The following is a 24,844-nucleotide window of genomic DNA, read 5'->3' on the forward strand; positions in this document are numbered from 1 at the left end:
GGTCCGTCACCGTGCCGCACCGGCCGGGAACGTAACAACCGTGCAGGGGGCAACGATCGCGCGTACTTACGTGCGTTTCGTTCACGGCCGGGGGAACGGAGGCTTCGGTACGGGCAGTCCGCCGCACCCGATCGGCGGCGGCGTGCGGCCGGGCTCGCGCCGATGCGGAACCGGCTGCCGCCGGGGTGGCGATCGGTGGTCTCAGCCGAGCGCCTCGTCCAGGAACTCCCGTACGTGAGTGAGGATCCCGCCCCGGTCGGTGCCGGGCAGGCCGATCGCCACATGGATGCTGAACCCGTCGAGCAGGGCGCGCAGCCGGGTCGCGAACCGATCCGCGTCCACGGCCCGGAACTCCCCGCGCGATACGCCCTCCGCCAGCAGCGCCACGAGGTCCCGGTGCCAGGCCCCCTCGATCGCGACCTGCCGGGTGCGCGCGTCGGCGTCGGCGTTCTGCGAGCGGTTCCAGACCTCCAGCCAGAGCGTCCAGTGCGGGTCGCGGTGGCCGTCGGGGATGTAGAGATCGACGTACGCGTCGAGCCGCTCGCGGACGGGTGTCTGCCGGGCCAGCAACTCCCGCCGCTCGGCGCCGAGCCGACCCTCGCTCCACTCCAGGGTCTGCAGGAGCAGCTCGTCCTTGGTGCGGAAGTAGTAGAGGAGATGACCGCTGCTCATGGAGACGTCACGGCCGAGCCCGGCCATGGTGAGCCCGTCGAGCCCACGCTCCGCGATGGTGGCCATGGCGGCGGCCAGCACCTCCTCGCGGGGCGGGGCGGTGCTGCGGCGGCGGCGCGGGGTGGGGGTCATCGGGCGGCTCCCTGGGTCCATCCGTCCGACGCGAGCAGCGCCCGCAACTCGGCGACGGCGCCAGGCGGAGGTGTGCGGGCCGCGGCCACGTCGCTCCGGACCGTCCGCGGGTCCATGTCGTAGGCCGCGGACAGCACCGTGCCGAGATCGTCGTCGGTAAGCAGCTCCGCGAGGATCGCCAGCAGCGGGAGGTACTGCTCGTCCTCGGCCGTCAGACCAGGCAGAAGCAGACGCAACTGCCTGGTCATGCCCAGAAGTTCGGGCGCGATCTCCATCCAGCCCCGGCTGCTGCGCACCTCTTCGGCCGCCTCTTCCATGAACCAGGTCATGACAGCGTACGGAATGTCCCGGTGCCCGGTCTGCTCGTCGAAGCAGACCGTGGGCGTGCGGTCCGGGTCCTCGTCCGGGACGATCGCGGTGAGGAAGGTGCGGCCGGGAGGGTCCGTCTCGGCGAGCTCCAGATACCACGCGTCGTCCGGCACCGAGTAGAAGCGCTCGATCGCATAACCCTGTCCGGCGTGCTGGAAGGTGCTCGGCATGGATCAGACCTTAGGTTGCTGCTGTGTGATGCAGTGGATGCCTCCACCACCGGCAAAGATCGTACGGGCGTCGACCAGGGTCACGGTCCGTTCGGGGTGGAGACGGCGGAAAATGCCTGCCGCGATCTCGTCACGGGGGTCGTCGAAGCCACACAGCACCACGCCACCGTTGCAGACGTAGTGGTTGATGTACGAGTAGTCGACCCAGTGACCGTCCTCGCCCTGCACCACGGTCGGGGCAGGGACCTCGACGACCTCCAGGGGACGCCCCTGAGCGTCGGTCTGGGCCCTGAGCATGGCCACATTCTCCTTGCAGAGCTCGTGGTCGGGGTGGGACGGGTCCGGCTGGGTGTGGACGACGACGACTCCGGGGCCGGCGAACGCGGCGACGATGTCGACATGGCCGAGCGTGCCGAAGCCGTGGGGCGGGTAGTCACCGGTCAGGCCGCGCTTCAGCCAGATCGCTTTCGTGGTGCCGAGCTTGGCGTGGATCTCGGCCTCGACCTCCTCCTTGGTCCAGCCCGGGTTGCGCTCGGAACCGAGCTGGACGGTCTCGGTGAGGAGGACGGTGCCTTCGCCGTCCACGTGGATGCCGCCGCCCTCGTTGACGAGAGACGAGCTGTGCACGGGGACCCCCGCGAGATCCGCGACATGGCGGGCGATCTTCGCGTCGTGTTCCCAGGTCGCCCAGTCCTGTGCGCCCCAGCCGTTGAACACCCAGTCCACGGCGGCCAATCGGGTGCCGTCCGTGACGAAGGTCGGACCGATGTCGCGCATCCAGGCGTCGTCCAGCTCGCGCTCGACCAGGTCGATGTCCGGGCCGAGGAGGGCACGGGCGCCCTCCGACTGGCCCGGCCCGACGACCATGGTCACCGGCTCGAAACGGCGTACGGCCCGGGCCACCGAGGCCCACGCCTCGCGGGACTCGGCAAGGTCGTCACCGGTGAACGTGACGTTGGGGCCCGGCCACGCCATCCAGGTGCGCTCGTGCGGGGCCCACTCGGGCGGCATACGGAAGGTCATGTCGTTGGACTCCTCAAGGCTGTGTGCTGGAAGGTTGTGTTCTTGGAGTGCCCGGCAGCAGGCTTCGCGGCGTCGCCTACGGCCGGGCACTCCTACAGGAAATAGAGGCGGTTGAGGGACACCGATTCGGCGGGTTCCGAGCGCATCGGGGCACCGTCCAGCGTGACCAGCCCACTGCGCCCGTCCACCGCCACTTCCCCGATGCGGGAGTTGAGGCGGAGATCCGCCGGGCCGATCCCGCGGGTGCCGCGCACGGCCACCCTGCGCCGTCGCGTCGGCATCAGGTCGGAGCCCAGCTCGGCCGCAGCCTTCGCCACGAAGGCCACCGAGATATCGGCGGGGGTCGCGCCGTGCCCCCCGAACAGCGGTCCCAGGACCAGCGGTTCACAGGTGTCGGTCGCCGCGTTGGGGTCGCCCGTCACGCCCCACGCCGGGAAGCCCGCCTTCAGGACCATCTGCGGCTTCGCCCCGAAGTACTGCGGCTTCCACAGCACGATGTCGGCGAGCTTGCCCACCTCGATCGAACCGATCTCGTGCGCGAGACCGTGCGCGATGGCCGGGTTGATCGTCAGCTTCGCCATATAGCGCAGCACCCGGGCGTTGTCGTCGTGCGCGCCGTCGCCCTCCATCGGGCCCAGCTCGGCCTTCATCTTCCCGGCCATGGCGAAGGTGCGGCGTACGGTCTCGCCCGCGCGCCCCATCCCCTGCGCGTCCGACGAGGTGATGCCGATCGCGCCGAGGTCGTGCAGCACGTCCTCGGCGCCCATCGTCCCGGCCCTGATCCGGTCCCGCGCCATGGCGGCGTCCCCGGGCAGGTCGGTCTTGAGGTCGTGTACCGAGACGATCATCCCGTAGTGCTCGGCCACCGCGTCCCGGCCGAACGGCAGGGTCGGATTGGTGGACGAGCCGATGACGTTCGGCACACCCGCCATCTTCAGGACGTTCGGTACGTGTCCACCGCCGCAGCCCTCGATGTGGAAGGCGTGGATCGTCCGGCCGTCGAGGACACGCAGGGTGTCCTCGACGGACAGACACTCGTTCAGCCCGTCGCTGTGCAGGGCGACCTGCACGTCGTGTTCCTCGGCGACGCGCAGCGCGGTGTCGAGCGCACGGGTGTGCGCGCCCATGTCCTCGTGCACCTTGAAGCCGGATGCACCGCCCTCGGCGAGCGCCTCCACCAGGGGCGCGTCGTCGGAGGACGAGCCGCGGGCCAGGAAGCCGATGTTGACCGGCCAGGCGTCGAAGGCGTTGAAGGCGTGGCGCAACGCCCACGGCGAGTTGACGCCGACGCCCCACACCGGGCCGAACTCCTGGCCGATGACGGTGGTGACGCCGGAGGCGAGCGAGGCCTCCATGATGCGCGGCGAGAGCAGATGGACGTGGGTGTCCACGGCACCGGCCGTCGCGATCAAGCCCTCGCCGGACACGATCGTGGTGCCCGTGCCGACGACGACGTCCACGCCGTCGAGCGTGTCCGGGTTGCCGGCCCGTCCGATGGAGTGGATCCGGCCTTCGCGGATGCCGATGGAGACCTTGCGGATGCCTTGAACAGCGTCGATGACCAGCACGTTGCTGATGACGACGTCGCAGGTGTCGCGTACGGCCGCGGCCTTGAGGTGCAGCCCGTCGCGCGCGGTCTTGCCGAAGCCGGCCAGGAACTCGTCGCCGTGCGCCTGCGCATCCGACTCGACGCGCACCACCAGGCCGGAGTCGCCGAGAACAACCCGGTCTCCGGCGCGCGGTCCGTGGACCGATGCGTATTCGTTGGGGTCCATCAGGCGTCCTCCGCTCCCAGATAGCCGCAGGCCGCCGCGCGCCGCAGGGCCTCTTCCTTCGCGCCGGGCGCGTCCAGCGGTCCGTCGACCAGGCCGGCGAAACCGATCGCGATCCGGGCGCCGCCGATCGGCATCAGGCCGACCTCGGTCTCGCCGCCCGGGTCGAAGCGGACCGACGATCCGGCGGGGACGCACAGCCGCATTCCGTACGCCGCGGCCCGGTCGAAGTCAAGGCGCGGGTTGGCCTCGAAGAAGTGGAAGTGCGAGGTGACGCTGACCGGGACGGTCGCGGTGTTGTGCACGGTCAGCCGCAGCGCGGGCTCGGGCTCGGCGTGCGGCGGTGCGGGCAGTACGGCGCCGGGTGCGGCGTCGCCGAGCCCTCCCCCGATGGGCTTCGAGACGACCGCGAGCCGGGATCCGTCGTCGAAGACGGCCTCCACATGCACCTCGGTGACCACATCCGCCACACCGGGCAGGACGTCGTCGGGCCCCAGCACGCCGCGCGCGGCCTCGATCGCCTCGGCAAGCCGCTTTCCGTCCCGGGCCGCCTCGCAGACGGTGTCCGCTATGAGCGCGGTCGCCTCGGGAACATTGAGCCTCAGTCCACGCGCCCGGCGCGCCCGTGCCAGTTCGGCGGCACCGAAGAGCAGGAGCCGATCTCGCTCGGTAGGGGTAAGTCGCACGTCAGCACACCTCCAATTTGAGCATCACTCTAATCAAGATTTTCCCATCTGGAAACCATTGACGGAGAGCTTCACTTGGGCTCATATAGAGCGGCACTCAAACTGTCGAACGTCAGGGGCGTCCTCATGCCGGTAGAACAGCGCGGAGTCGACACCATCCCGGAGGCGGAACGCACCAGCGCCCCGCGCGACCTCGTCTCGATCCTGCTGGGGTCCAATCTCTGCCTGGGCGTGATCATCTTCGGCTGGCTCCCGGTTTCCTTCGGCCTGGACTGGTGGGCCTCGGTGAGCTCGATCGTCGCGGGCACCCTGCTCGGCACCCTGCTGACGGCACCGCTCGCCCTGGTCTCGCTGCGCACCGGAACCAACCTCTCCACGTCCTCCGGTGCCCAGTTCGGTGTGCGCGGCCGCCTGGTCGGCTCGATCGTCGGCCTGCTGCTCGCCCTCGGCTACACAGCGCTGACCGTCTGGATCGGCGGCGACGCGATGGTGGGCGCCATGCATCGCCTCTTCGGGCTGTCGACCGGGGGGCTCTCGTACGCGGCCGTGTATGCCCTGCTCGCCGCCGCCACCGTGATCGGCGCGGTCTACGGCTACCGCATGCTGCTGCGTCTCTCCCGCATCCTCGCCGTCGCGATGAGCGCGCTGCTGATCCTGGGCATCGTCGCGTACGCCCCGCACTTCACCACCGCCGCATTGCCCGGCACCGGCGGCTATCTGCTCGGATCCTTCTGGCCGACCTGGCTGCTGGCCGTGGTCGCAGCAGGGCTGAGCGGCCCGATCGCGTTCATCACCCTGCTCGGCGACTACACCCGGTACATCTCCCCGGACCGTCACTCCTCCCGGAGCGTGCTGCGCGCAAGCTGGATCGGCCTGCTGATCGGTCTGCTCGTTCCGCAGCTCTTCGGTACGTTCACGGCGTACGCCTCCCGGGCGGCCCTCGACTATGCGGGCCCGCTCGTCGACGCCTCCCCCACCTGGTACCTGATCCCGCTGCTGCTCGCCGCCTCCGCCGGTTCGGTCGGCAACGCCGGCCTGATGCTGTATTCCATGGGCCTCGATCTGGACGCGATCCTGCCGCGCGCCTCGCGCCCCCAGGCCACTTTCGCGGTCGCGGGCGTTGCCACGGCGTGCGTCTTCGTCGGCCACTACGCCTGGGACGCCGAATCCGCGATGACCTCGTTCGTCCTGCTGCTGACCGCCATCGGCACCCCGTGGGCGGTGATCACCCTGATCGGCTCCGTCCGTTGTCGCGGTGTCTACGACTCGGAGGCCCTCCAAGTCTTCAACCGGCGCTCGCGCGGCGGCGCCTACTGGTACACGGCCGGCTGGAACCTGCCCGCCACGGCCTCCTGGGCCCTGGGCGCGGTAGTGGGCCTCTCCGCCGTCTCGCTGCCCTCGTACGAGGGTCCGCTGCTCTCCCTGACTGGCGGGGTGGACTGCAGCTTCCTGTTGTCGGGCCTGGTGGGCGGTGTCGCGTACACGGCGCTGACGCGCGGCAGGCGCACGGAGCCCGCGGTGTCGGCCGACACGGAGGCACAGCCATCCGCCATGTTCTGAGCGGGAACGACGACGCCCGCCCCGGCTGCTGCCGGGGCGGGCGTCGCGGTACGGGACCGTGGCTCAGCCGAGCGGGTGCATCCAGCCGTGCGTGTCCTGTGCGACGCCGCGCTGGATGTCCAGCAGGCGCTCGCGCAGCTTGAGCGTGACCTCGCCGGGCCGGCCCTCGCTCTGGGTCCACTCGCCGCCGGCGGACTTGACGAGGCCGACGGGGGTGATGACGGCGGCGGTGCCGCAGGCGAAGACCTCGGTGAGGGTGCCGTTCTCGGTGTCGGCGCGCCACTGGTCGATGGAGACGCGGCCCTCCTCGGACTCGTAGCCGAGGTCGCGGGCGACCTGGAGCAGCGAGTCACGGGTCACGCCGGCGAGCAGGGAGCCGGTCAGGGACGGGGTGATGATCTTGTCCCCGTACACGAAGTACAGGTTCATGCCGCCGAGTTCCTCGACCCACTTGTGCTCCACGGCGTCGAGATAGGCGACCTGGTCGCAGCCCTTCGCGGACGCCTCGGCCTGGGCGAGGAGGGACGCCGCGTAGTTGCCGCCGGTCTTGGCGTCGCCCATGCCACCGGGGACGGCGCGGACGCGGTCCTCGGAGAGCCAGATCGAGACCGGCTTGACGCCACCGGCGAAGTACGCGCCGGCAGGCGAGGCGATGACGATGAAGAGGTACTCGTTGGCGGGCTTCACACCGAGGCCGACCTCGGACGCGATCATGAACGGGCGCAGGTAGAGCGACTCCTCGCCGCCGTGGGCCGGAACCCATGCCTTGTCCTGCTGGACCAGCGCGTCGCACGCCTCGATGAACGTCTCGACCGGGAGCTCCGGCATGGCGAGCCGGTGTGCGGAACGCTGGAAGCGCTTGGCGTTGGCCTCGGGGCGGAAGCTGGCCACCGAGCCGTCGGGCTGGCGGTAGGCCTTGAGCCCCTCGAAGATCTCCTGCGCGTAGTGCAGGACGTTGGTGGCGGGATCGATCGAGAGCGGGCCGTAGGGAACGAGCTGGCCGTCGTGCCACCCGCGGCCTTCGGTCCACTTGATGATCACCATGTGATCGGTGAAGTAGCGGCCGAATCCGGGGTTGGCCAGGATCGCCTCGCGCTCCGCGTCGGACAGCGGGGTCGAAGAGGGCTTGAGCTCGATCGTGGGCGTCGTCATGAGTGCGTGTCCTTCACCGGTTTTGTGTGTGATGGACCGCGCTCACGCCGGCTCCTGTCAGACAGGTGCTGGGACGTCCGAGCTTTACCGCAAGCCACGGCCCGTTCGATTATCTCTCGCGGGGACCCGTGCACGAAATGACGTGAATGCGGTCCAGGGTTCGATGGTGGCACCCGGGACCACACAGGAGAAGCCGCCGGGTGCGGTGGGGACCCGGCGGCTTCGAAATGGAGTCGTCGGGTCAGCTCGCTACGCGTACCGCGAGCGCGTCACCGATTTCCGAGGTCGTACGAGGAGTGTCGCCGCGCTCCGCGAGGTCGGCGGAGACGGCCTCCTCGATGCGCGCAGCCTCGGCCTCGTAGCCCAGGTGGCGCAGCAGGAGGGCGACGGAGAGTACCGCGGCCGTGGGGTCCGCCTTGCCCTGTCCCGCGATGTCCGGGGCGGAGCCGTGGACCGGCTCGAACATCGAGGGGAACTCGCCGCTCGGGTTGATGTTCCCCGAGGCCGCGACGCCGATGCCGCCGGAGACGGCCGCGGCAAGGTCGGTGATGATGTCGCCGAAGAGGTTGTCGGTGACGATCACGTCGAAGCGCTCGGGCTGCGTGACGAGGAAGATCGTCGCGGCGTCCACGTGCAGGTAGTCGGTGGTGACGTCCGGGAACTCGGCCGCGACCTTGTTGAAGATGTTGGTCCACAGGTGCCCGGCGTGGACCAGCACGTTGTTCTTGTGGACCAGCGTCAGCTTCTTGCGCGGGCGGGCCTGGGCGCGGGCGAAGGCGTCACGGACCACACGCTCGACACCGAAGGCGGTGTTGACCGAGACCTCGGTGGCGACCTCGTGCGGGGTGCCGGTGCGGATCGAGCCGCCGTTGCCGGTGTACGGACCCTCGGTGCCCTCACGGACCACGACGAAGTCGATCTCCGGCTGCCCCTCGAGCGGGGTCGCGACACCCGGGAGGAGCTTCGACGGCCGCAGGTTCACATGGTGGTCGAAGAGGAAACGGAGCTTCAGCAGGAAGCCGCGCTCCAGGACGCCCGACGGGACCGAGGGGTCACCGATCGCGCCGAGCAGGATCGCGTCGTGCTGCTTGAGCGCCTGGACATCGGCGTCGGTGAGGGTCTCACCGGTCGCGTGGTAACGCTTGGCGCCGAAGTCGAATTCCTTGGTCTCCAGCTTCACATCCTGCGGGAGAACGGCGTTGAGGACCTTGAGGCCCTGAGCCACGACCTCCTGGCCGATACCGTCACCGGGGACGACTGCGAGATTGATGCTGCGAGTCATGTCCGCACCCTACTGCTCGTCCCACCTTGTGACATTTCACGTCCACCATACGGACATGCGAGCGGCTTCGACCGTACCGCCGACAGGTGGTGCACCCCTTTCAACATGCGTCAGGTTGCACTCAGGCGAACAGACCATGACGGTTTACCTCACGGAACCATGTGGCTCCGGAGCACTAATGTGCAATCTCTGGCAGTTCTGATCTTGTCGCAGGAAACATCGATCTGCAGTCGTACGGTCGTGATGTGCAGCTTCGTTATTCGTTTCGGATCGAGCCGAGTCCTGGTCAGCGCGATGCGTTGGGCCGGGCGTTCGGTTGTGCGCGGGTGGTGTGGAACGACTGTCTGCGAGCACGGCGGAACGCACACTCAGCAGATATGGAGTGTCCGAAGTCGTCGGAGCTGTCCAAGCGGTTCATTACCGAGGCAAAAAAGACCACCCAGCGCGGATGGCTTGGGGAGGTGTCGGCCGTGGTCCTCCAGCAGTCCCTGCGGGATCTGGATACGGCCTACCGGAACTTCTTCGCGAGCCTCAAGGGCACCCGTAAGGGGCCGAGGGTCGCGGAGCCGAGGTTCAAGTCGAAGCGTGACAACCGACAGGCCATCCGGTTCACCGCGAACGCGCGGTGGTCAATCACTCGGGATGGGAAGCTGAGCCTTCCCAAGATCGGGCCTGTACGAGTCCGCTGGTCCCGTGCCCTGCCTTCGCCCCCGTCCACGGTGACGATCATCAGGGACGCCGCCGGCCGGTACTGGGCGTCGTTCGTCGTGGAGACCAATCCGGCAGACGAGATCCTGCCGCCGCTGGATACGGACCAAGGCATCGATCTCGGGCTGACCCACTTCGCCGTCATGGCGGACGGCTCGCGCGTGAAATCGCCCCGGTTCCTGCGCCGGGCGGAGAAGAAACTGAAACGCGAACAGCGCGGCCTGTCCCGCAAGAAGACAGGATCGAAGAACCGCAACAAGCAGCGGATCAGGGTCGCACGCGCACACGCGAAGGTGGCGGATGCGCGCCGGGACTTTCACCACAAGCTGTCCACCAAACACGAAGGACGGCGCATCCGCGCGTCACAAGCAGCACCAACCACCCCAGGGCATGGGGCCTCACACCGGCAACGGTAGCGAGTAAACGCCTGCGGAGCACAGGTAAGACCAGGGCTCGTCCCGGCACAGTGCGCAACACCCACGTTGGTGGGAAGGAACCAGGAACCCGACTCAAGGCGCACCGCACACACGGGCGCCAGGGAGAAAATCGCCCCACTCACGGAGGCGAGGACGTCAAACCGGCTTCTCGTTCCCTCGCGGTGGAGGTCCAGCCCGGGCGGCATGCCCGGATGAAGGTCACCGCGCTCGCCGAGTCGGGCGAGCGCATCGACCACTTCGAGATCAGCCGCGGCTGAGCACTGCCGGACGCACCGGCCTCAGTGGCCGGTGGAGCCGCCGTTGTCCCTGCGGTCGAGGGCTCGCTGCAGGGCGGCGGCGGCATTCTGGCGCTCCGACTCGGTCGGGCGGTGGGTGTGTCGGACGCGGCGGACAGTCGTCTCGGCCATGGTGGATCGACTCCTTGAGATCGCGAGGATTTCGAGATCGAAAAAACGTGTGCGTGATTTCGAGATCGGGATTTCGAGGCGCCGGAAGGGGCGGGGAGCGGATGCCGCAGGGGTTGCCTGCACGGGGGCACGCGCTCACGACCGCCAGTCGCTGGATCTAGCGAGACGTTCGGCTTCTACAAAGCTAGGACAGCTCGGCCGGTCTGTCTCCACAATTACTCGGACTTCCTACTATCTGAGACGGGGGTTTACGGCCTGCCGCCCGCAGTTCCCGGATCAGAGCCCGAACGGCGAGGGATTGTGCCTGCTCAGGGGTGGTGACATAGCCGACGGAGCGGGTCGGCCGCTCCGGTCCGAGATCAGTGATCTCGACGTTGTCGGGTACTCCTTCGAGGGAGAGCTGCGGCATGATCGCCATTCCGAGACCACGGGACACCATCGAGAGCACTGCTCCGTCGTCCTCGACCTCCGTCGTTGCCTGCGGGATCCACTCCTGCGCGGCCCACCAGTCCCGGGTGTACGAGGTGCAGCTCTCCGCCCAGTCGACCAGCGGCAGCGAACGCGGCGCCGGATGACCGGCCGGATGCACCAGCGCGTACTCCTCCTGCAGCAGCACTCCCCCGACCAGTTCCTTCGGTACGGGCGAACTCGTCCCGATCGTCGCGATGCCCAGATCGGCGCGCCCGTCGAGCACCTCGCCCGCCGTCCCGCCCGATCTCGCGCACCACGCGCACCACCGGTTCGATCCCGGGGTGGCGGGCCCGCAGCCGCTCCAGCACGGGCGGGAGCAGGAAGAGCGCCGCACTGCGGAACGCGGCGATCCGCAGCGGTCCCGCGACCGTGTCCGTCCCGGCAGGACCAGCCGCCACCCCACGCGTCTCGTCACCCATCAGCTGGAGCAGCCGCAGGATGCGCCGGGCATGGGCGACCGCCCCGGCGCCCGCCGCGGTCGGCCTGGCCCCCCGGCGGCCCCGGTCGAAGAGCACAGCCCCGATCCGGCGCTCACTGGTCCTTACGGAATGCGACACGGCTGACTGGGTCATGCCCAATGCCTGCGCGGCGGCGGAGAAGCTGCCCGCGCTCTCCACGGCGACGAGTACCCGCAGCTCGTGCGGGGCGAGGTCGGTCATCCGGTCGGTCCCCCCTGGTGGCCCACGGCCGCCCATGAAAGCTGTTCATGGAAACGGCCTTTCCATCGACGCAACCCTCTGCCGGGCCCATCGATTCCTTCCTACCGTCCCTGCCATGAGGACCACGCAGACGATCATTGCGCAGACCGCCCGGCCCCACGGCTTCCCGACCGCCGACCTCTTCTCCTTCACCGAGTCACCCGTCCCCTCCCCCGGGCCGGGCGAGGCACTGGTGGAGAACCTGTACCTGTCCGTCGATCCGTACCACCGCGAGGAGATGGACGGCGGATGGGAGCTGAACACGCCGTTGGAAGGCCGCTCCGTCGGCCGGGTGATCGCCTCCCGCGACCCCGCGCTCGCCGAGGGCGACCTGGTCTTCCACCGGCACGGCTGGCGCAGCCACGCCCTGGTGGCGCTCGGCATCCCGGGAACGCGGAAGCTTCCGTCCTTCGACGGTGTACCGCTCGCCGCGCATCTGTCGATCCTCGGCGGCACCGGGCTGACCGCCTATGTGGCGGTCACCCGGACCCTGGAGTTCCGGGCGGGCCAGGATCTGTTCGTCTCGGCTGCCGCGGGCGGGGTCGGCACCGCAGTGGGGCGGATCGCCCGACTGCTCGGCGCCGGCCGCATCATCGGCAGCACGGGTTCGGCCGCCAGGCCGCCCACCTCACGCAGAACGTCGGCTTCGACGCGGCCTTCGACCACCACGACGGACCGGTCGGCGAGCTGCTCGCGAAGGCGGCGCCGGACGGCATCGACGCGTTCGTCGACAACGTGGGCGGTGACCATCTGGAGGGCGGGATCTCCGCCCTGCGCGACCACGGGCGGATCGCCTGGGTCGGCGCGATCGCCCAGTACCACTCCGCGGACCGGCCGCCGGCCGCCCCGCGCAACCTGTACGACGTGGTGGGCAGGAGCCTGCGCCTGGAAGGGGTGCTCGTCCGCAACCACCGGCATGTGCAGGGAGAGTTGGAGGAGTTCCTCGTACCGCATCTGCAGAGTGGGCTGATCACGCCGGATGTCACGGTCGTGGACGGTATCGAGCGGACGGTGGACGGGTTCCTGGGGATGCTGCGCGGTGAGAACACCGGCAAGTTGCTGATCCGTACGGGCAGTTGACCCGGCCGGTTCCGACCGGCACTTCCCACCCGGGCGAAGCCGCAGCGGACTCACCGACGACCACATCATGGTCCATGCATCGAGACGGGCGCGGCGAGCATCAGCGGCTGACGGATCCGGTCCTGACATCAGGTCCTGACCGGTCACGGCCCGACGGTCAGGTCCTGGAGGCCCACCACACGCAGCAGCTGCAGCCGTTCGTACGCGTCCGTGCCGGGCCGGGCCGTGTGGATGACCAGCACCTGTCCGTGGTCGGCGCTGAGCAGCGCCTCGCATTCCAGGTCCAGTTCCCCGACGACCGGGTGCACGAACCGCTTGTGCTCGGCACGCCGTACGGCGACGACATGTTCGGCCCACAGCAGGTCGAACTCCTCGCTCGCCGCACGCAGTTCATCGACGAGCGCGACGAGCGCGACATCATCGGGGCGGGCGGCGAGCACCGCGCGGAGCTGGCCGACATGGCTGCGGGAGTGCGTCTCGTGGTCCTCTGCCGGGAAGAGCGCACGCCCTTCGGGGGCGGTGAACCAGGACCGGATGATGTTGTACCCCGGCTGGTGCTCACCGGTCAGCGCCACGGCCATGGCGTTCTGGGCGAGGACCTCGCCGCGGTCGCTCAGGACCTGGGCGGGTGCGTCGTGCAGTCGGTCGAGGACCATCAACAGCCCGGGGCGCACATGCTGGGTGGGGCCATGACGGTCGCTCGGCGGCTCCTCCCCGGCCAGCCGGAAGAGATGGTCGCGCTCGTCCTCGCTCAGCCGCAACGCCCTGGCCACTGCGGAGAGCATCTGACGCGAGGGGCGTGAGCCGCGGCCCTGCTCCAGGCGCGTGTAGTGGTCCACGGAGGCACCGGTGAGATGGGCGACCTCCTCCCGCCGCAGCCCCGGGGTGCGCCGCCGGGAGCCTGCGGTCAGCCCTACGTCGGCCGGTTCGATTCGGGCGCGGCAGCGGCGCAGAAAGTCGGCGAGTTCCGATCGGTCGAGGTCCACGTCCCCAGCATGGCTCGTGCGCGGATCCGTATCCAGGGAGTGCCGGTCCTCGGATAGCCGCGTCTCTCCCGCCGGCCGGCGACCCGTCGCAGGGTGATGGACATCGGAAGCAACGAGAGGAACCGATGATGCTGACTCTGGTGACGGGTGCCACGGGTGAGGTCGGCCGGCGTTTCGTACCACGGCTGCTTCGGCGGGCCGCCCCCGGTGACACGGTGCGGGTGATCGTGCGGCACGAGGAGCGGGGTGCACCCCTCGCCGCGCTGGGGGCCGAGGTCGTCGTCGGTGACCTGCGGGACCCGGAGGACGTACGGAAGGCGCTGGCCGGAACGGACGCGGTGGTGAACATCGCGGCGGCGTTCCGTGGGGTGCCGGACGAGGAGGCATGGGCGGTCAACCATGCCGCCGCGCTGGCCCTGGGCCGGGCGGCCGTGGAGGCGGGCACGCAGCGGTTCGTGCAGGTCGGCACGAACCTCGGGTACGGCGCGGGGCGCGGCAGGCCGCTGACGGAGGACGACGCCCCGGTGCCGGGCGGGCAGCTGTGGGGTGCGTACACCGAGTCCAAGGTGGCGGCCGAGGAGGGCCTGCTCGCGCTCCACCGCGACCACGGGCTCGATGTCCGGATCGCCGTCCTGGCCTTTGTGTACGGCGAGGGCGACCCGCACCTCGCGCAGTCGATGGCCTGGGCCGGGCAGTGGGCGGCCACGCAGCGGCTCGCGATGGTGCACCACGCGGATGTCGCGCAGGGACTGCTGCGGCTGCTGTACGCACCGGGCCCGGCGGGTCGCCGCTACAACTTCTCGGACGACGCGCCGGTGACGGCGGTGGAGCTGCACCAGCTCAACGGGGTCGCGCTGCCGGCCGAGTCGGCGGACCGGGTCGACCCCGACCCGTGGTACGGAATCACGTCGACGCTGCGGGCCAGGGACGAGCTGGGTTTCCGGCCGCTGTATCCGTCGGTGTGGACGGCGCGGGACGCGGGGGCCCTGTAGGGATCAGAGCACGTCGCCGTCGCGCCAGTCGAAGATCAGCTTCTGGGACGGCGAGGGCAGTGGGCGACTGCCCGCCGCCCTGACGTACGTGCTGCCCTCCTCGTCCGGCAGCAGCTCCACCCGGCTCAGCCCCTGCACGCCGATCCGCCCCTGCCACACCTGCCAGCCACGCGCCGCGTAGAGGCCGGCCCCGGTGGCGGAGGCGGACAGCGCGCCGAACGTGTACGCCCCGTCGATGACGCGTTCCAGCGCAGCCATCACCCGGCCGCCGAGCCCCTCGCGGCGCCGGTCGGCGCGGACGGCCACGCCCTCGACATAGCCGATGCGGTACGAGCGGTGGGCGTGGATCACTCGGCGCTGGACGACGCTGCCGTGGGCCAGGAGACCGCTGTTGTCGCGTGCGTAGGCGTGGATGCCGCCCAGGGTGTGGTCCCAGTCGTCGTCGCTGAAGTCGCCCTCGAAAGCGGTGTCGAGCAAGGCGCGGATCCCGTCGCGGGCGGTCGGGGTCAGCTCGTAGGTGTGCGCGATGTGCCACAGCGGCTCAGTCATGTCCCCCAGCCTCTCAGGCACCTGCGCCACCAGGTACTCAGGACGCATTTGAGTAGCTGTCACGTGTCGAAGAGTTCCACGCCGAAAGGGAGTTGGCCCCATGAACGGCCTCTACACTCTCAAGCCCTGATACGCGGACCGGCTCTCCGGCGTCCGCGCCACGCTCGGCCGCCGTGAGGGTGTCGCCCGACACCCTCACGGCGGCCGGTGTGGTCTCGGCGACCGGTGCCGCCGCCGCGCCGGCCTGGCTGCCCGCCGGCCCCGCCGTCCTGCCGGTCGCCGTGCTGCTCGCTGCCCGGCTCGCCTTCGCCAACCTCGACGGGGACCTCGGCGTTCACCCTGCCCGAGGGTTCCTCCGCCTGGCTCGGCGCCTACCGCAAGGACGACGAGAACCTCTTCAACGGGTACACCGCGTCCGGCGCCCCGGCCGGCGAGTACATGATGCAGGCACTCTTACGTACCGGAAACAGCTGTGCCCTGGTGGCCGAGTCCGATCTCACCGGCGGCTGCTCCGGGGCCCGGCTGACCCATGACGCGGGCTACTCCACCTACCGCGTCAAGATGTGCGCACCTGGCCGGCACCCCGAGTCCCACGAATCCCGTCCGGAGGCCCGGCACTTCCTGGAGCAGCTGCCGAATGCCTGGGACGACACCCGGCTGCCGGCCGGTGAGCCCGGGAGCAGCGCGGTCCTGACCCGCCGCAGCGGCAGCCGCTGGTTCATCGGCGGTACGTACGCGGGCACGGCGCACACCGCCGAGGTGCCGCTGCGGATCGGGGCCGGCCGGTGGCTGGTCGAGACGGTGACGGACGGGCCGACGGGGCTGGTCCGCACGGCCCGCACGGTGCGGGGCGGCGACACTCTGCCGGTGGGGGGTCATTTCCGACGGCGGTTTCGCCGCGGTCGCCTGCCGCTGGTCCCCTGGCCGCACCTCCTGCGACCGGTAGCGGGGGCCGGATCACCCACCGCCGCTCGCCCACTGACAACCGCGCGCCGTTGTCAGTGGGCACCCCTACTGTTCATGGACAGGGGGCCGCGCGCGGCGGCCCGGCGGGAGGGGACAGCGATGGGCTTCAGCATGCAGGCACGGGCCGTTCCGGCAACCAGGCTGCCGCAGCACTTCGCCGGGGTGGCGGCGGTCTTCGCCGACACGGACGACGGGCTCGACCACCTGGAGACGGATCTGAACATCTCCAAGGATTTCTCCGAGGTGCACAAGCTGTGTCTCACCGCACCGCCCGGCCACGGCAGTTGCGAGCTCCCGGTCTTCGGCGGGGCCATTCATGAGGACCCGGCAGGGATCGAGGCACCGTCGGTGACTCTGGAGGCCGGGGAGGTGCGGGAGGCGGCGGAATTCCTCCGCACCCATCCATTCGACGAGCTGTGGCGCGCGGCCGCCGGTGGCATTGCCGCGCACTGGGGTCTGCCGGAGCCCGAGGTCCGCGATATCTTCGCCCACCACTATCGGCGGGTGCTGGACTTCTACGAGCGGGCAGCGGATTCGGGCGACGCGGTGGTGAAGCGGTTCCTGTACTGAGCGGCCGTGTGCCGGAGGGGCCGAAATGGAAACCGCCTCCCGGCCGGCAGGGGAACCGGGCGGGAGGCGGGAATCATGGCGGGGCGCCGGGATGCGGCGCCCCGGGGGGCGTCAGCCCTGGTGGGGGTAGGTGTAGTCGGTCGGCGGGACCAGCGTCTCCTTGATGGCGCGGGTCAGCGTCCAGCGCTGCAGGTTCTGCGGGGCGCCCGCCTTGTCGTTCGTACCCGAGGCTCGGCCGCCACCGAAGGGCTGCTGGCCGACGACGGCACCGGTCGACTTGTCGTTGATGTAGAAGTTGCCCGCGGCGTACCGCAGCTTCTCCATCGTGTGCGCGGCCGCGGCGCGGTCGTTCGCGATGACGGAACCGGTCAGCGCGTAGTCGGAGACCGACTCCATCTGCTCCAGCATCTCGTCGTACGTGTTGTCCTCGTAGACGTGCACGGCGAGGATCGGGCCGAAGTACTCGGTCGTGAAGACCTCGTTCTCCGGGTCGCTGCACTCGATGACGGTCGGGCGGACGAAGTAGCCCACGGAGTCGTCGTACGTGCCGCCCGCGATGATCGTGCAGGACGGGTCGGACTTGGCACGGTCGATCGCGGCCTTGTTCTTGGCGAACGAGCGCTCGTCGATGACGGCACCGATGAAGTTCGACAGGTCGGTGACGTCACCCATGGTGATGGAGTCGACCTCGGCCGCGAACTTCTCCTTGAAACCGGAGTTCCAGATGGAGGCCGGGACGTACGCGCGGGACGAGGCCGAGCACTTCTGGCCCTGGAACTCGAAGGAGCCACGGGTCAGCGCGGTCTTCAGCACGGCGTGGTCGGCCGACGGGTGGGCGACGACGAAGTCCTTGCCGCCGGTCTCGCCGACGAGCCGCGGGTAGGTGCGGTAGTTGGCGATGTTGTTGCCGACCGTCTTCCACAGGTGCTGGAAGGTCGGGGTCGAGCCGGTGAAGTGGATACCGGCCAGGTCGCGGTGGTTCAGGGCAACCTCGGAGACGGCGATTCCGTCGCCGGTCACCAGGTTGATGACGCCCTTGGGCAGACCGGCCTCCTCCAGGAGCTGCATCAGCAGCACCGCGGAGTGGGTCTGCGTCGGAGACGGCTTCCACACGACGACGTTGCCCATGAGGGCGGGGGCGGTGGGCAGGTTGCCCGCGATGGCCGTGAAGTTGAACGGCGTGATCGCGTAGACGAAGCCCTCCAGCGGGCGGTGGTCCATGCGGTTCCACACGCCCGGCGAGTTGGCCGGGGGCTGCTCGGCGAGGATCTGGCGCGCGTAGTGCACGTTGAAGCGCCAGAAGTCGACGAGCTCACAGGGGGTGTCGATCTCGGCCTGCTGGGCGGTCTTCGACTGGCCGAGCATCGTGGACGCGGCCAGCGTCTCGCGCCAGGGGCCGGACAGCAGCTCGGCGGCGCGCAGGATGATCGCGGCGCGGTCGTCGAAGGACATCGCACGCCACGCGGGGGCGGCGGCGAGGGCGGCGTCGATCGCGTCCTGGGCGTCCTGCTCGGTGGCGCCGGCGAAGGTACCGATGACGGCCTTGTGGTTGTGCGGCTGTACGACGTCGAAGCGCTCGCCGCCGCCCATCCGCTTCTCGCCGCCGACGGTCATCGGAAGGTCGATCGGGTTCTCGGCGAGCTCCTTGAGCTTCACCTCCAGGCGGGCACGCTCCGGGGAGCCCGGGGCGTAGGAGTGGACCGGCTCGTTGACCGGCGCGGGGACCTGGGTCACAGCGTCCATGAGTGCCTTGTCTCCTTGCTTCAGCGGGGTGGGGGCAGCGGGGCGGGCGGGTCAGCCCTTGGTGAGGATGGAGCGGGCGAAGAACAGCAGGTTGGCCGGCTTCTCCGCGAGGCGACGCATGAAGTAGCCGTACCAGTCGGTGCCGTACGCGGTGTAGACGCGCATCCGGTGCCCCTCGGCCGCGAGCCGGACGTGCTCGTCGCTGCGGATCCCGTACAGCATCTGGAACTCGTACTCATCCAGTTTGCGCCCGGCCTTGCGTGCCAGCTCCTGGCTGATGGCAATCAGCCGCGGGTCGTGGGACCCGATCATCGGGTAGCCCTCGCCGTCCATCAGGATCTTCAGGATGCGGACGTACGCCTTGTCGATCTCGGCCTTGTCCTGGTACGCGACGGAGGCGGGCTCCTTGTAGGCGCCCTTCACGATGCGGACGCGGCTGCCTGCGGCGGCGAGGCGGCGGGCGTCCTCCTCGGTGCGGAACAGGTACGCCTGGATGACACAGCCGGTCTGCGGGTAGTCCTTCCGCAGCTCCTCGTGGATGGCGAACATCGAGTCGAGGGTGGTGTGGTCCTCGGCGTCCAGGGTGACCGTGGTGCCGATCGCCGCGGCGGCCTCGACGACGGGGCGCACATTGGCGAGCGCCATCTCGTGGCCGCCCTCCAATGCTTGGCCGAACATCGACAGCTTGACGGACATCTCGGCCCTGGTGCCCAGGCCGAGGTCCTTGAGGCGGTCGATCAGCTCCAGGTAGGCGTCGCGCGCGGCGGTGGCCTGCTCCGGCGTGGTGATGTCCTCGCCCACGACGTCGAGGGTGACCTCCAGGCCCTTCCCGGTGGCGTCCTTGATGATCGGGACGACCTGCTCGACCGTCTCACCGGCGATGAACCGGTCGACGACCTGCTTGGTCCCCGGGGCGGCCGAAATGAATCGGCGCATCTTGTCACTGCGCGACGCAGCGAGAATCACGGGAGCCAGCACGGGGCACCTCCAACGGAAAGGTATGTACGAGGGCCGTATCGGCAGGAACTGAATCAGACCGGTACAGCACGGAGAACCACCGTGAAATCTAAGGATCTCCCCGATCCTGTGCCATCGACAGCTGTCACGCATCCGTGCACTGGATCTCAGACATATGTCTGAAGGGGGTGCGAGAATGGCCGGGTGAAGGGCGATTACCAGGAGCTGGTCGACGAGATCTCCGCGCTGCTCGGCGTCCCCGCCACGCTGGAGAACCGGGACTTCGGTCTGGTCGCCTTCGGGGCGCACGACAGCGACGACGACACGGCGATGGATCCGGTCCGCACCCGGTCGATCCTGACCCGCCGCTCCACCCCGGCGGTCCGCGCGTGGTTCGAGGGCTTCGGCATCGCCCGCGCCACCGGCCCGGTCCGGATCCCGGCCGCCCCGGAGGCGGGTGTGTTCCGGGGCCGGATCTGTCTGCCGGTACGCCATCGGGGTGTCGTGCTCGGTTACGTATGGCTGCTCGACGCGGACCCCGGGCCGACCGACGAACAGCTGACCGCGGCGATGGACGTGGCGGCCCGGATCGGGGCGCTGCTCTCCGAGGAGGCACGGGCCGGCACGGACCTGTCACGGGAGTTCGGCGCGGTGCTCACCGCCGGGCGGGGCTGGCAGCGCGACATGGCGGTCGCCGCGCTCCGGGAGGCGCTGGGCCCGGACGCGGACGGCCTGCACACGGTGGTCTGTGTGACGCCGTGGCCGGACGATATGCCATCGGCCCGTACGGTGCCGTCGGCTGCGGCGCTGTCCACCGTCCCGTCACCGGCGCGGGCGGACACCCTGTCGCTGGCAGCGCTGGTCCGGCTGCGCTCATCCGACGTGCTCGACCCTGCTGTGACGGCCGCGGACCGGCTGCGGACCGCTGCGGGCCACACGGCGACCGCCGGAATCGGAGTCCCCCGACGAGGCCTGCCGGAGCTGGCCGCGGCCTGGCACGAGGCCGCGGCCGCAGCCCGCGCGGCGGCCGCGGAGTCCCGCCTCGGCCCGGTCGCCGAATGGTCCGGCATCGGCCCGTACCGTCTGCTGACCGCCCTCCCGCCGGCCACGGACACCGCCCCGGACCTCACCGTCCGGACGCTGCTCACCCCGCCCCACGCGGAGCTGGCCCGCACGGCCGAGGTGTTCCTCGACTGCGCGGGCCAGGCGAGCCGAACGGCGGCCGAGCTGGGCATCCACCGTCAGACGCTCTACTACCGGCTGTCCCGGGTCGAGCAGCTCACCGGCCTGGACCTCAACGACGGGGAGGACCGGCTGCTGCTGCACATGGCGCTGAAGGGTGCCCGGCTCTGAGCTCCGGCCGCGCTCAGTGCGCCACCCGCTCGTCCGTGCCGGCCACCTTGGCAGTGCTCAGCGCGATGCGGTTCCAGGTGTTGATCGTGAAGATCAGGGCGAGCAGCCCGGCCAGTTCGGCCTCCTCGAAGTGCGCGGCCGCGCGGGCGTAGACGTCGTCCGGGACGCCACCCCTGGAGACCAGGGTGACGGCCTCGGTGAGGGCGAGCGCCGCCTGCTCCTTCTCCGTGAAGAAGTGCGCGGCCTCCGGCCAGACGGCGACCAGGTGCAGCCGCTCCTCGCTCTCACCGGCCTTGCGGGCGTCCGTGGTGTGCATATGGAGGCAGTACGCGCACCCGTTGAGCTGGGAGGACCTGATCTGGACCAGCTCGACGAGTGCGGGGTCCAGGTCCTGGCGGGCGGCGGCGTCGAAGCCGATGAGGGCCTTGAACGCCTTCGGCGCGGCCTTGGCGAAGTTGATCCGAGGGGTGCGGGTGACTGCGTCGTTGTTCGTCATGGCCACTACGCTACGGAGTCGGGCGACCTCACGTAGGGTGCATTTTCATGGCGGAATCATGGGTCAATTCGGCGGAGCGGATCGGTAGCGACCTTCTGTTGGAGCTGACCGGTCCCGGCAGTCGCCGGACCGTTCTCATCCGTGCGCTGCGGGACGCCGTACGGGAGGGCAGGCTGGCCCCGGGCACCCGGCTGCCGCCCTACCGCTCGCTCGCCGCCGACCTCGGCCTGGCCCGCAACACCGTTGCCGACGCCTATGCCGAGCTGGTCGCCGAGGGCTGGCTGACCGCCCGGCAGGGCTCCGGCACCCGGGTCGCGCACCGCGCTGCCCCGGTCGCCCCGGCCCGGGTGCCGAAGAGGGCGCCGACCCGCCCGGCCCCTCCCGTGCACAACCTCCGGCAGGGCCAGCCCGACGCGGGCTCCTTCCCCCGTACACCCTGGCTTGCCGCCTCCCGCCGCGCCGTGAACGCGGCACCGAACGACGCCTTCGGGCCCGGTGATCCGCAGGGCCGGATCGAGCTGCGCCGGGCGCTGGCCGACTATCTGGCGCGCGCCCGAGGGGTGCGCTGTGTGCCCGAACGGATCGTGATCTGCTCCGGCTTCGCGCACGCGCTGCGGCTGCTGTTCGGCGGCGGGGTGCTGCGCGGACCGCTGGCGGTGGAGTCGTACGGGCTCGGTTTCCACCGCTCCCTGCTGGCTGCCGCCTCGGTGCGTACGGTCCCGCTGGCGCTCGACGAACACGGGGCACGCACCGGCGAGTTGACCGGCCTGCCGGGCGTGCGGAGTGTGCTGCTCACCCCGGCCCACCAGTTCCCGACGGGTGGGCCACTGCACCCGAAGCGGCGCACGGCCACCGTCGACTGGGCGCGTACCCGCGGCGGACTGGTCCTGGAGGACGACTACGACGGGGAGTTCCGCTACGACCGCGAACCGGTCGGCGCCCTCCAGGGACTCGACCCGGACCGGGTCGTCCACCTCGGCTCCGTCAGCAAGAGCCTCTCCCCCGCGGTCCGGCTGGGCTGGATGGTGCTTCCCGGGCAGCTCGTCGACGCCGTACTGGCCGCCAAGGGCGAACGCGAGGGCTGGGCGAGCGTCCTGGACCAGCTCGCGCTCGCCGAGTTCATCGAGTCCGGCCACTACGACCGCCACATCCGCCGGATGCGGCAGCGCTACCGGCGCCGCCGCGACCAGCTGGTCGCCGCCCTCTCCGAACACGCCCCACACATCGCGCCCACCGGCATCGCGGCAGGTCTGCACGCCGTGCTGCGGCTGCCTCCCGGCACCGAGCGCTCCACCGTCAAGGCCGCGGCCTGGCAGGGGCTCGCTCTGGACCCGCTCGCCGACTTCCGGCACCCGGCCGCCACGATGCCCGCCGAGGACGGCCTGGTCGTGGGCTATGCGACGCCGCCGGACCATGCGTACGGCGCGGCTCTGGAGGCGCTGTGCCGGGCCCTGCCACCGCCCTCCGTCTGACCGGGCCCGCGCATGTCCGGGCCGGGCCCGTGCGGCCCGGCCCGGCATTCAGTGGTGCCTGGGCGGCCTCCGGTGATCGTCCTGAGGCCGTCCGTCAGATCCTGCGGCGACGGCGCGGTCTCCTCGACGGCGCGCGCCGTCGTCCGCCCGGACCCCTTCTCCAGCAGGCAGCGCTCGGCGTCTTCGGGCAGACTCTCACGACGCCCCACGACAGCAGCGCACCCGGCATGCAGACGTCCGTTCAGGGCGCCCGTATGCCGGGTGCGACTGGGAAAGCGGCGGAATCAGTCGGTGAGGTTCACCGAACGGGCCGAGGTCGCGCCGATCTCCTCAGCGATCTCGCTGAGGACGGTCTGCGGGACGTTGTCGTCGACGGTGAGCACGACCAGCGCCTCGCCGCCCGCGGCCGCGCGCGAGACCTGCATGCCCGCGATGTTCAGCCCGGCCTCGCCGAGGATCTTGCCGACCGTGCCGACGACGCCGGGACGGTCCTCGTAGCTCAGGACGACCATGTGGTCGGCGAGCGCCAGGTCCACGTCGTGCTCACCGATCGCGACGATCTTCTGGAGGTGCTTGGGTCCGGCCAGCGTGCCGGAGACCGCGACCTCCTCGCCGTCGGCGAGCGTGCCGCGGACGGTCACCACATTGCGGTGGTCCGGCGACTCGGAGCTGGTGGTGAGGCGGACCTCGACACCGCGCTCCTGGGCGAAGAGCGGGGCGTTGACGTACGACACGGTCTCGTCGACGACGTCCTCGAAGACACCCTTGAGCGCGGAGAGCTCGAGCACCTTCACGTCGTGCTGGGTGATCTCGCCGTACACCTCGACGTCGAGGCGGGCCGCGACCTCTCCCGCGAGCGCGGTGAAGATACGGCCGAGCTTCTCGGCGAGGGGCAGACCAGGACGTACGTCCTCGGCGATGACGCCGCCCTGGACATTGACCGCGTCCGGCACGAGCTCACCGGCCAGCGCGAGGCGCACCGACTTGGCGACCGCGATGCCCGCCTTCTCCTGGGCCTCGTCGGTGGAGGCGCCCAGGTGCGGGGTGCAGACGACCTGGTCGAACTGGAACAGCGGGGAGTCCGTGCAGGGCTCCTTCGTGTACACGTCCAGACCGGCGCCGGCGACGCGGCCCTCCTTGAGGGCGGAGGCGAGCGCCTCCTCGTCGACGATGCCACCGCGCGCGGCGTTGACGATCCGCACCGAGGGCTTCACCTTGTGCAGCGCCTCGTCGCCGATCAGGCCGAGCGTCTCGGGGGTCTTGGGCAGGTGCACGGTGATGAAGTCGGAGACTTGGAGCAGCTCGTCCAGCGCGAGGAGCTTGACGCCCATCTGCGCGGCGCGGGCCGGCTGCACGTAGGGGTCGTACGCGACGATCTTCATACCGAAGGCCGACATGCGCTGCGCGACCAGGACACCGATGCGGCCGAGACCGACGACACCGAGGGTCTTCTCGCTCAGCTCGACGCCGGTGTACTTGGAGCGCTTCCACTCGCCGTTCTTGAGGGCGGTGTTGGCCTGGGGGATGTTGCGCGCGGTGGCGACCAGCAGACCGCAGGCCAGCTCGGCGGCGGTGACGATGTTGGAGGTCGGGGCGTTGACGACCATCACGCCGGCCTTGGTGGCCGCGGACACGTCGACATTGTCCAGACCGACGCCCGCGCGGGCGACGACCTTCAGCTTCTTCGCGGCGGCGATGGCCTCGGCGTCGACCTTGGTGGCGGAACGCACCAGGATGGCGTCGACATCGGCGATCGCGGGGAGGAGTTCGGCGCGGTCCGCGCCGTTGCAGTGCCGGATGTCGAAGTCCGGGCCCAGGGCGTCAACCGTGGCAGGCGACAGCTCTTCAGCGATGAGTACGACAGGTTTCGAGCTCACGTGAGTCCTCACAGGTCCAGTGCGGACGGCCGTCCCGACGGCCGCAGGCGGTGGAGGTGCTTGCCGCGTGGAAGACGCACGACACTGTGGGCCTGACGCGTGTATGTGGAGAAGTGTAGTCATGCGCGAGGGCGCATTCTGCGCCCCGTTGGAAGGATCACCCACACGGGGCTGGACGACTTGTACACACGTACGACGCCGCTCCTTCCAGCGGTGTTGCGATGGATACGCCGCGGGGCGGGTCCGAAGACCCGCCCCGCGGCG

Annotated in this window: 19 protein-coding genes and 4 pseudogenes; 8 read left to right on the plus strand and 15 right to left on the minus strand. The window is 70.2% G+C overall.

The annotated features are described in order from the left end of the window. Positions 1-201: 201 nt before the first annotated feature. From OG395_RS20090 to ureA, 5 genes are all read right to left on the minus strand, one after another. Positions 202-804, minus strand: coding sequence for a TetR/AcrR family transcriptional regulator (locus OG395_RS20090; protein WP_327244190.1), 603 nt, complete (start codon positions 802-804; stop codon positions 202-204). Continuing rightward, the gene (locus tag OG395_RS20095; RefSeq protein ID WP_327244191.1) at positions 801-1,343 is read right to left on the minus strand and encodes a hypothetical protein; all 543 of its coding nucleotides are present in this window, start codon (positions 1,341-1,343) and stop codon (positions 801-803) included. Before OG395_RS20095 ends, OG395_RS20090 begins: the two co-directional genes overlap by 4 nt. Before the next feature lie 3 nt (positions 1,344-1,346). Continuing rightward, entirely contained in the window at positions 1,347-2,366 is a 1,020-nt protein-coding gene (locus tag OG395_RS20100) for an agmatine deiminase family protein (protein ID WP_327244192.1), read from the minus strand. Between the two features lie 92 nt (positions 2,367-2,458). Further along, positions 2,459-4,141: an urease subunit alpha gene (locus OG395_RS20105; RefSeq protein WP_327244193.1), complete on the minus strand. Its 1,683-nt coding sequence runs from the start codon at positions 4,139-4,141 to the stop codon at positions 2,459-2,461. After that, positions 4,141-4,824 carry an urease subunit gamma gene (gene ureA / locus OG395_RS20110; protein ID WP_266981180.1) on the minus strand — a complete coding sequence of 228 codons (684 nt, stop codon included), beginning with the start codon at positions 4,822-4,824 and terminating at the stop codon, positions 4,141-4,143. Before ureA ends, OG395_RS20105 begins: the two co-directional genes overlap by 1 nt. A gap of 126 nt (positions 4,825-4,950) precedes the next feature. Here ureA and OG395_RS20115 point away from each other — a divergent pair, with 126 nt between their 5' ends. Further along, complete coding sequence (locus OG395_RS20115) at positions 4,951-6,384, plus strand: cytosine permease (protein WP_327244194.1); 1,434 nt, start codon at positions 4,951-4,953, stop codon at positions 6,382-6,384. A 63-nt stretch (positions 6,385-6,447) separates the two neighbouring features. On the opposite strand, the gene OG395_RS20120 is transcribed toward OG395_RS20115, so the two are convergent. Both OG395_RS20120 and OG395_RS20125 read right to left on the minus strand, forming a co-directional pair. Further along, positions 6,448-7,536 (minus strand): branched-chain amino acid aminotransferase, encoded by a 1,089-nt coding sequence (locus OG395_RS20120; protein ID WP_327244195.1) that lies wholly within the window; start codon positions 7,534-7,536, stop codon positions 6,448-6,450. A gap of 241 nt (positions 7,537-7,777) precedes the next feature. Beyond that, positions 7,778-8,818, minus strand: coding sequence for a 3-isopropylmalate dehydrogenase (locus OG395_RS20125; RefSeq protein WP_327244196.1), 1,041 nt, complete (start codon positions 8,816-8,818; stop codon positions 7,778-7,780). A 245-nt stretch (positions 8,819-9,063) separates the two neighbouring features. On the opposite strand from OG395_RS20125, the pseudogene OG395_RS20130 reads away from it, so the two are divergent. Continuing rightward, positions 9,064-9,864, plus strand: a pseudogene (locus OG395_RS20130) (RNA-guided endonuclease InsQ/TnpB family protein); the annotation flags it as partial. 377 nt (positions 9,865-10,241) lie between these two features. On the opposite strand, the gene OG395_RS20135 reads toward OG395_RS20130, so the two are convergent. Next, positions 10,242-10,370, minus strand: a complete 129-nt coding sequence (locus OG395_RS20135; RefSeq protein WP_093772350.1) for a hypothetical protein — start codon at positions 10,368-10,370, stop codon at positions 10,242-10,244. A gap of 184 nt (positions 10,371-10,554) precedes the next feature. Then, positions 10,555-11,500 (minus strand): annotated as a pseudogene (locus tag OG395_RS20140) (LysR family transcriptional regulator). Between the two features lie 115 nt (positions 11,501-11,615). Between OG395_RS20140 and OG395_RS20145 the strand changes: the two are divergent. Next, positions 11,616-12,619: pseudogene (locus OG395_RS20145) on the plus strand (NADP-dependent oxidoreductase). A 143-nt stretch (positions 12,620-12,762) separates the two neighbouring features. On the opposite strand, the gene OG395_RS20150 reads toward OG395_RS20145, so the two are convergent. Then, the gene (locus tag OG395_RS20150) at positions 12,763-13,605 is read right to left on the minus strand and encodes a helix-turn-helix transcriptional regulator (protein ID WP_327244197.1); all 843 of its coding nucleotides are present in this window, start codon (positions 13,603-13,605) and stop codon (positions 12,763-12,765) included. 128 nt (positions 13,606-13,733) lie between these two features. On the opposite strand from OG395_RS20150, the gene OG395_RS20155 reads away from it, so the two are divergent. Continuing rightward, positions 13,734-14,597 carry an NAD-dependent epimerase/dehydratase family protein gene (locus tag OG395_RS20155; protein ID WP_327249392.1) on the plus strand — a complete coding sequence of 288 codons (864 nt, stop codon included), beginning with the start codon at positions 13,734-13,736 and terminating at the stop codon, positions 14,595-14,597. A 3-nt stretch (positions 14,598-14,600) separates the two neighbouring features. Here the strand turns inward: OG395_RS20155 and OG395_RS20160 are convergent, their stop codons facing one another. Continuing rightward, positions 14,601-15,146, minus strand: coding sequence for a GNAT family N-acetyltransferase (locus tag OG395_RS20160; protein ID WP_327244198.1), 546 nt, complete (start codon positions 15,144-15,146; stop codon positions 14,601-14,603). Positions 15,147-15,728: 582 nt separating this feature from the next. On the opposite strand from OG395_RS20160, the pseudogene OG395_RS58390 reads away from it, so the two are divergent. Together OG395_RS58390 and OG395_RS58395 are read left to right on the plus strand one after the other, a co-directional pair. Then, positions 15,729-16,092: pseudogene (locus OG395_RS58390) on the plus strand (glycoside hydrolase family 97 C-terminal domain-containing protein); the annotation flags it as partial. Next, complete coding sequence (locus tag OG395_RS58395) at positions 16,080-16,682, plus strand: DUF1877 family protein (RefSeq protein ID WP_442818762.1); 603 nt, start codon at positions 16,080-16,082, stop codon at positions 16,680-16,682. The pseudogene OG395_RS58390 and the gene OG395_RS58395, both read left to right, overlap by 13 nt. A 111-nt stretch (positions 16,683-16,793) precedes the next feature. On the opposite strand, the gene pruA is transcribed toward OG395_RS58395, so the two are convergent. Then, entirely contained in the window at positions 16,794-18,425 is a 1,632-nt protein-coding gene (gene pruA / locus OG395_RS20170) for an L-glutamate gamma-semialdehyde dehydrogenase (protein WP_327244200.1), read from the minus strand. Between the two features lie 51 nt (positions 18,426-18,476). After that, complete coding sequence (locus OG395_RS20175; protein WP_327244201.1) at positions 18,477-19,403, minus strand: proline dehydrogenase family protein; 927 nt, start codon at positions 19,401-19,403, stop codon at positions 18,477-18,479. A gap of 183 nt (positions 19,404-19,586) precedes the next feature. On the opposite strand from OG395_RS20175, the gene OG395_RS20180 reads away from it, so the two are divergent. Further along, on the plus strand, positions 19,587-20,735 hold the full coding sequence (locus OG395_RS20180) for a PucR family transcriptional regulator (protein WP_327244202.1): 1,149 nt from the start codon (positions 19,587-19,589) through the stop codon (positions 20,733-20,735). Positions 20,736-20,748: 13 nt separating this feature from the next. Here OG395_RS20180 and OG395_RS20185 read toward each other — a convergent pair whose 3' ends face one another. Then, entirely contained in the window at positions 20,749-21,231 is a 483-nt protein-coding gene (locus tag OG395_RS20185) for a carboxymuconolactone decarboxylase family protein (protein ID WP_327244203.1), read from the minus strand. A gap of 47 nt (positions 21,232-21,278) precedes the next feature. On the opposite strand from OG395_RS20185, the gene pdxR reads away from it, so the two are divergent. Beyond that, on the plus strand, positions 21,279-22,703 hold the full coding sequence (gene pdxR / locus OG395_RS20190; protein ID WP_327244204.1) for a MocR-like pyridoxine biosynthesis transcription factor PdxR: 1,425 nt from the start codon (positions 21,279-21,281) through the stop codon (positions 22,701-22,703). A gap of 284 nt (positions 22,704-22,987) precedes the next feature. Here pdxR and serA read toward each other — a convergent pair whose 3' ends face one another. Beyond that, complete coding sequence (gene serA, locus OG395_RS20195; protein ID WP_327244205.1) at positions 22,988-24,580, minus strand: phosphoglycerate dehydrogenase; 1,593 nt, start codon at positions 24,578-24,580, stop codon at positions 22,988-22,990. Positions 24,581-24,844: the final 264 nt, after the last annotated feature.

The organism is Streptomyces sp. NBC_01320, assembly GCF_035974375.1.
Classification (GTDB): domain Bacteria; phylum Actinomycetota; class Actinomycetes; order Streptomycetales; family Streptomycetaceae; genus Streptomyces; species Streptomyces yanii.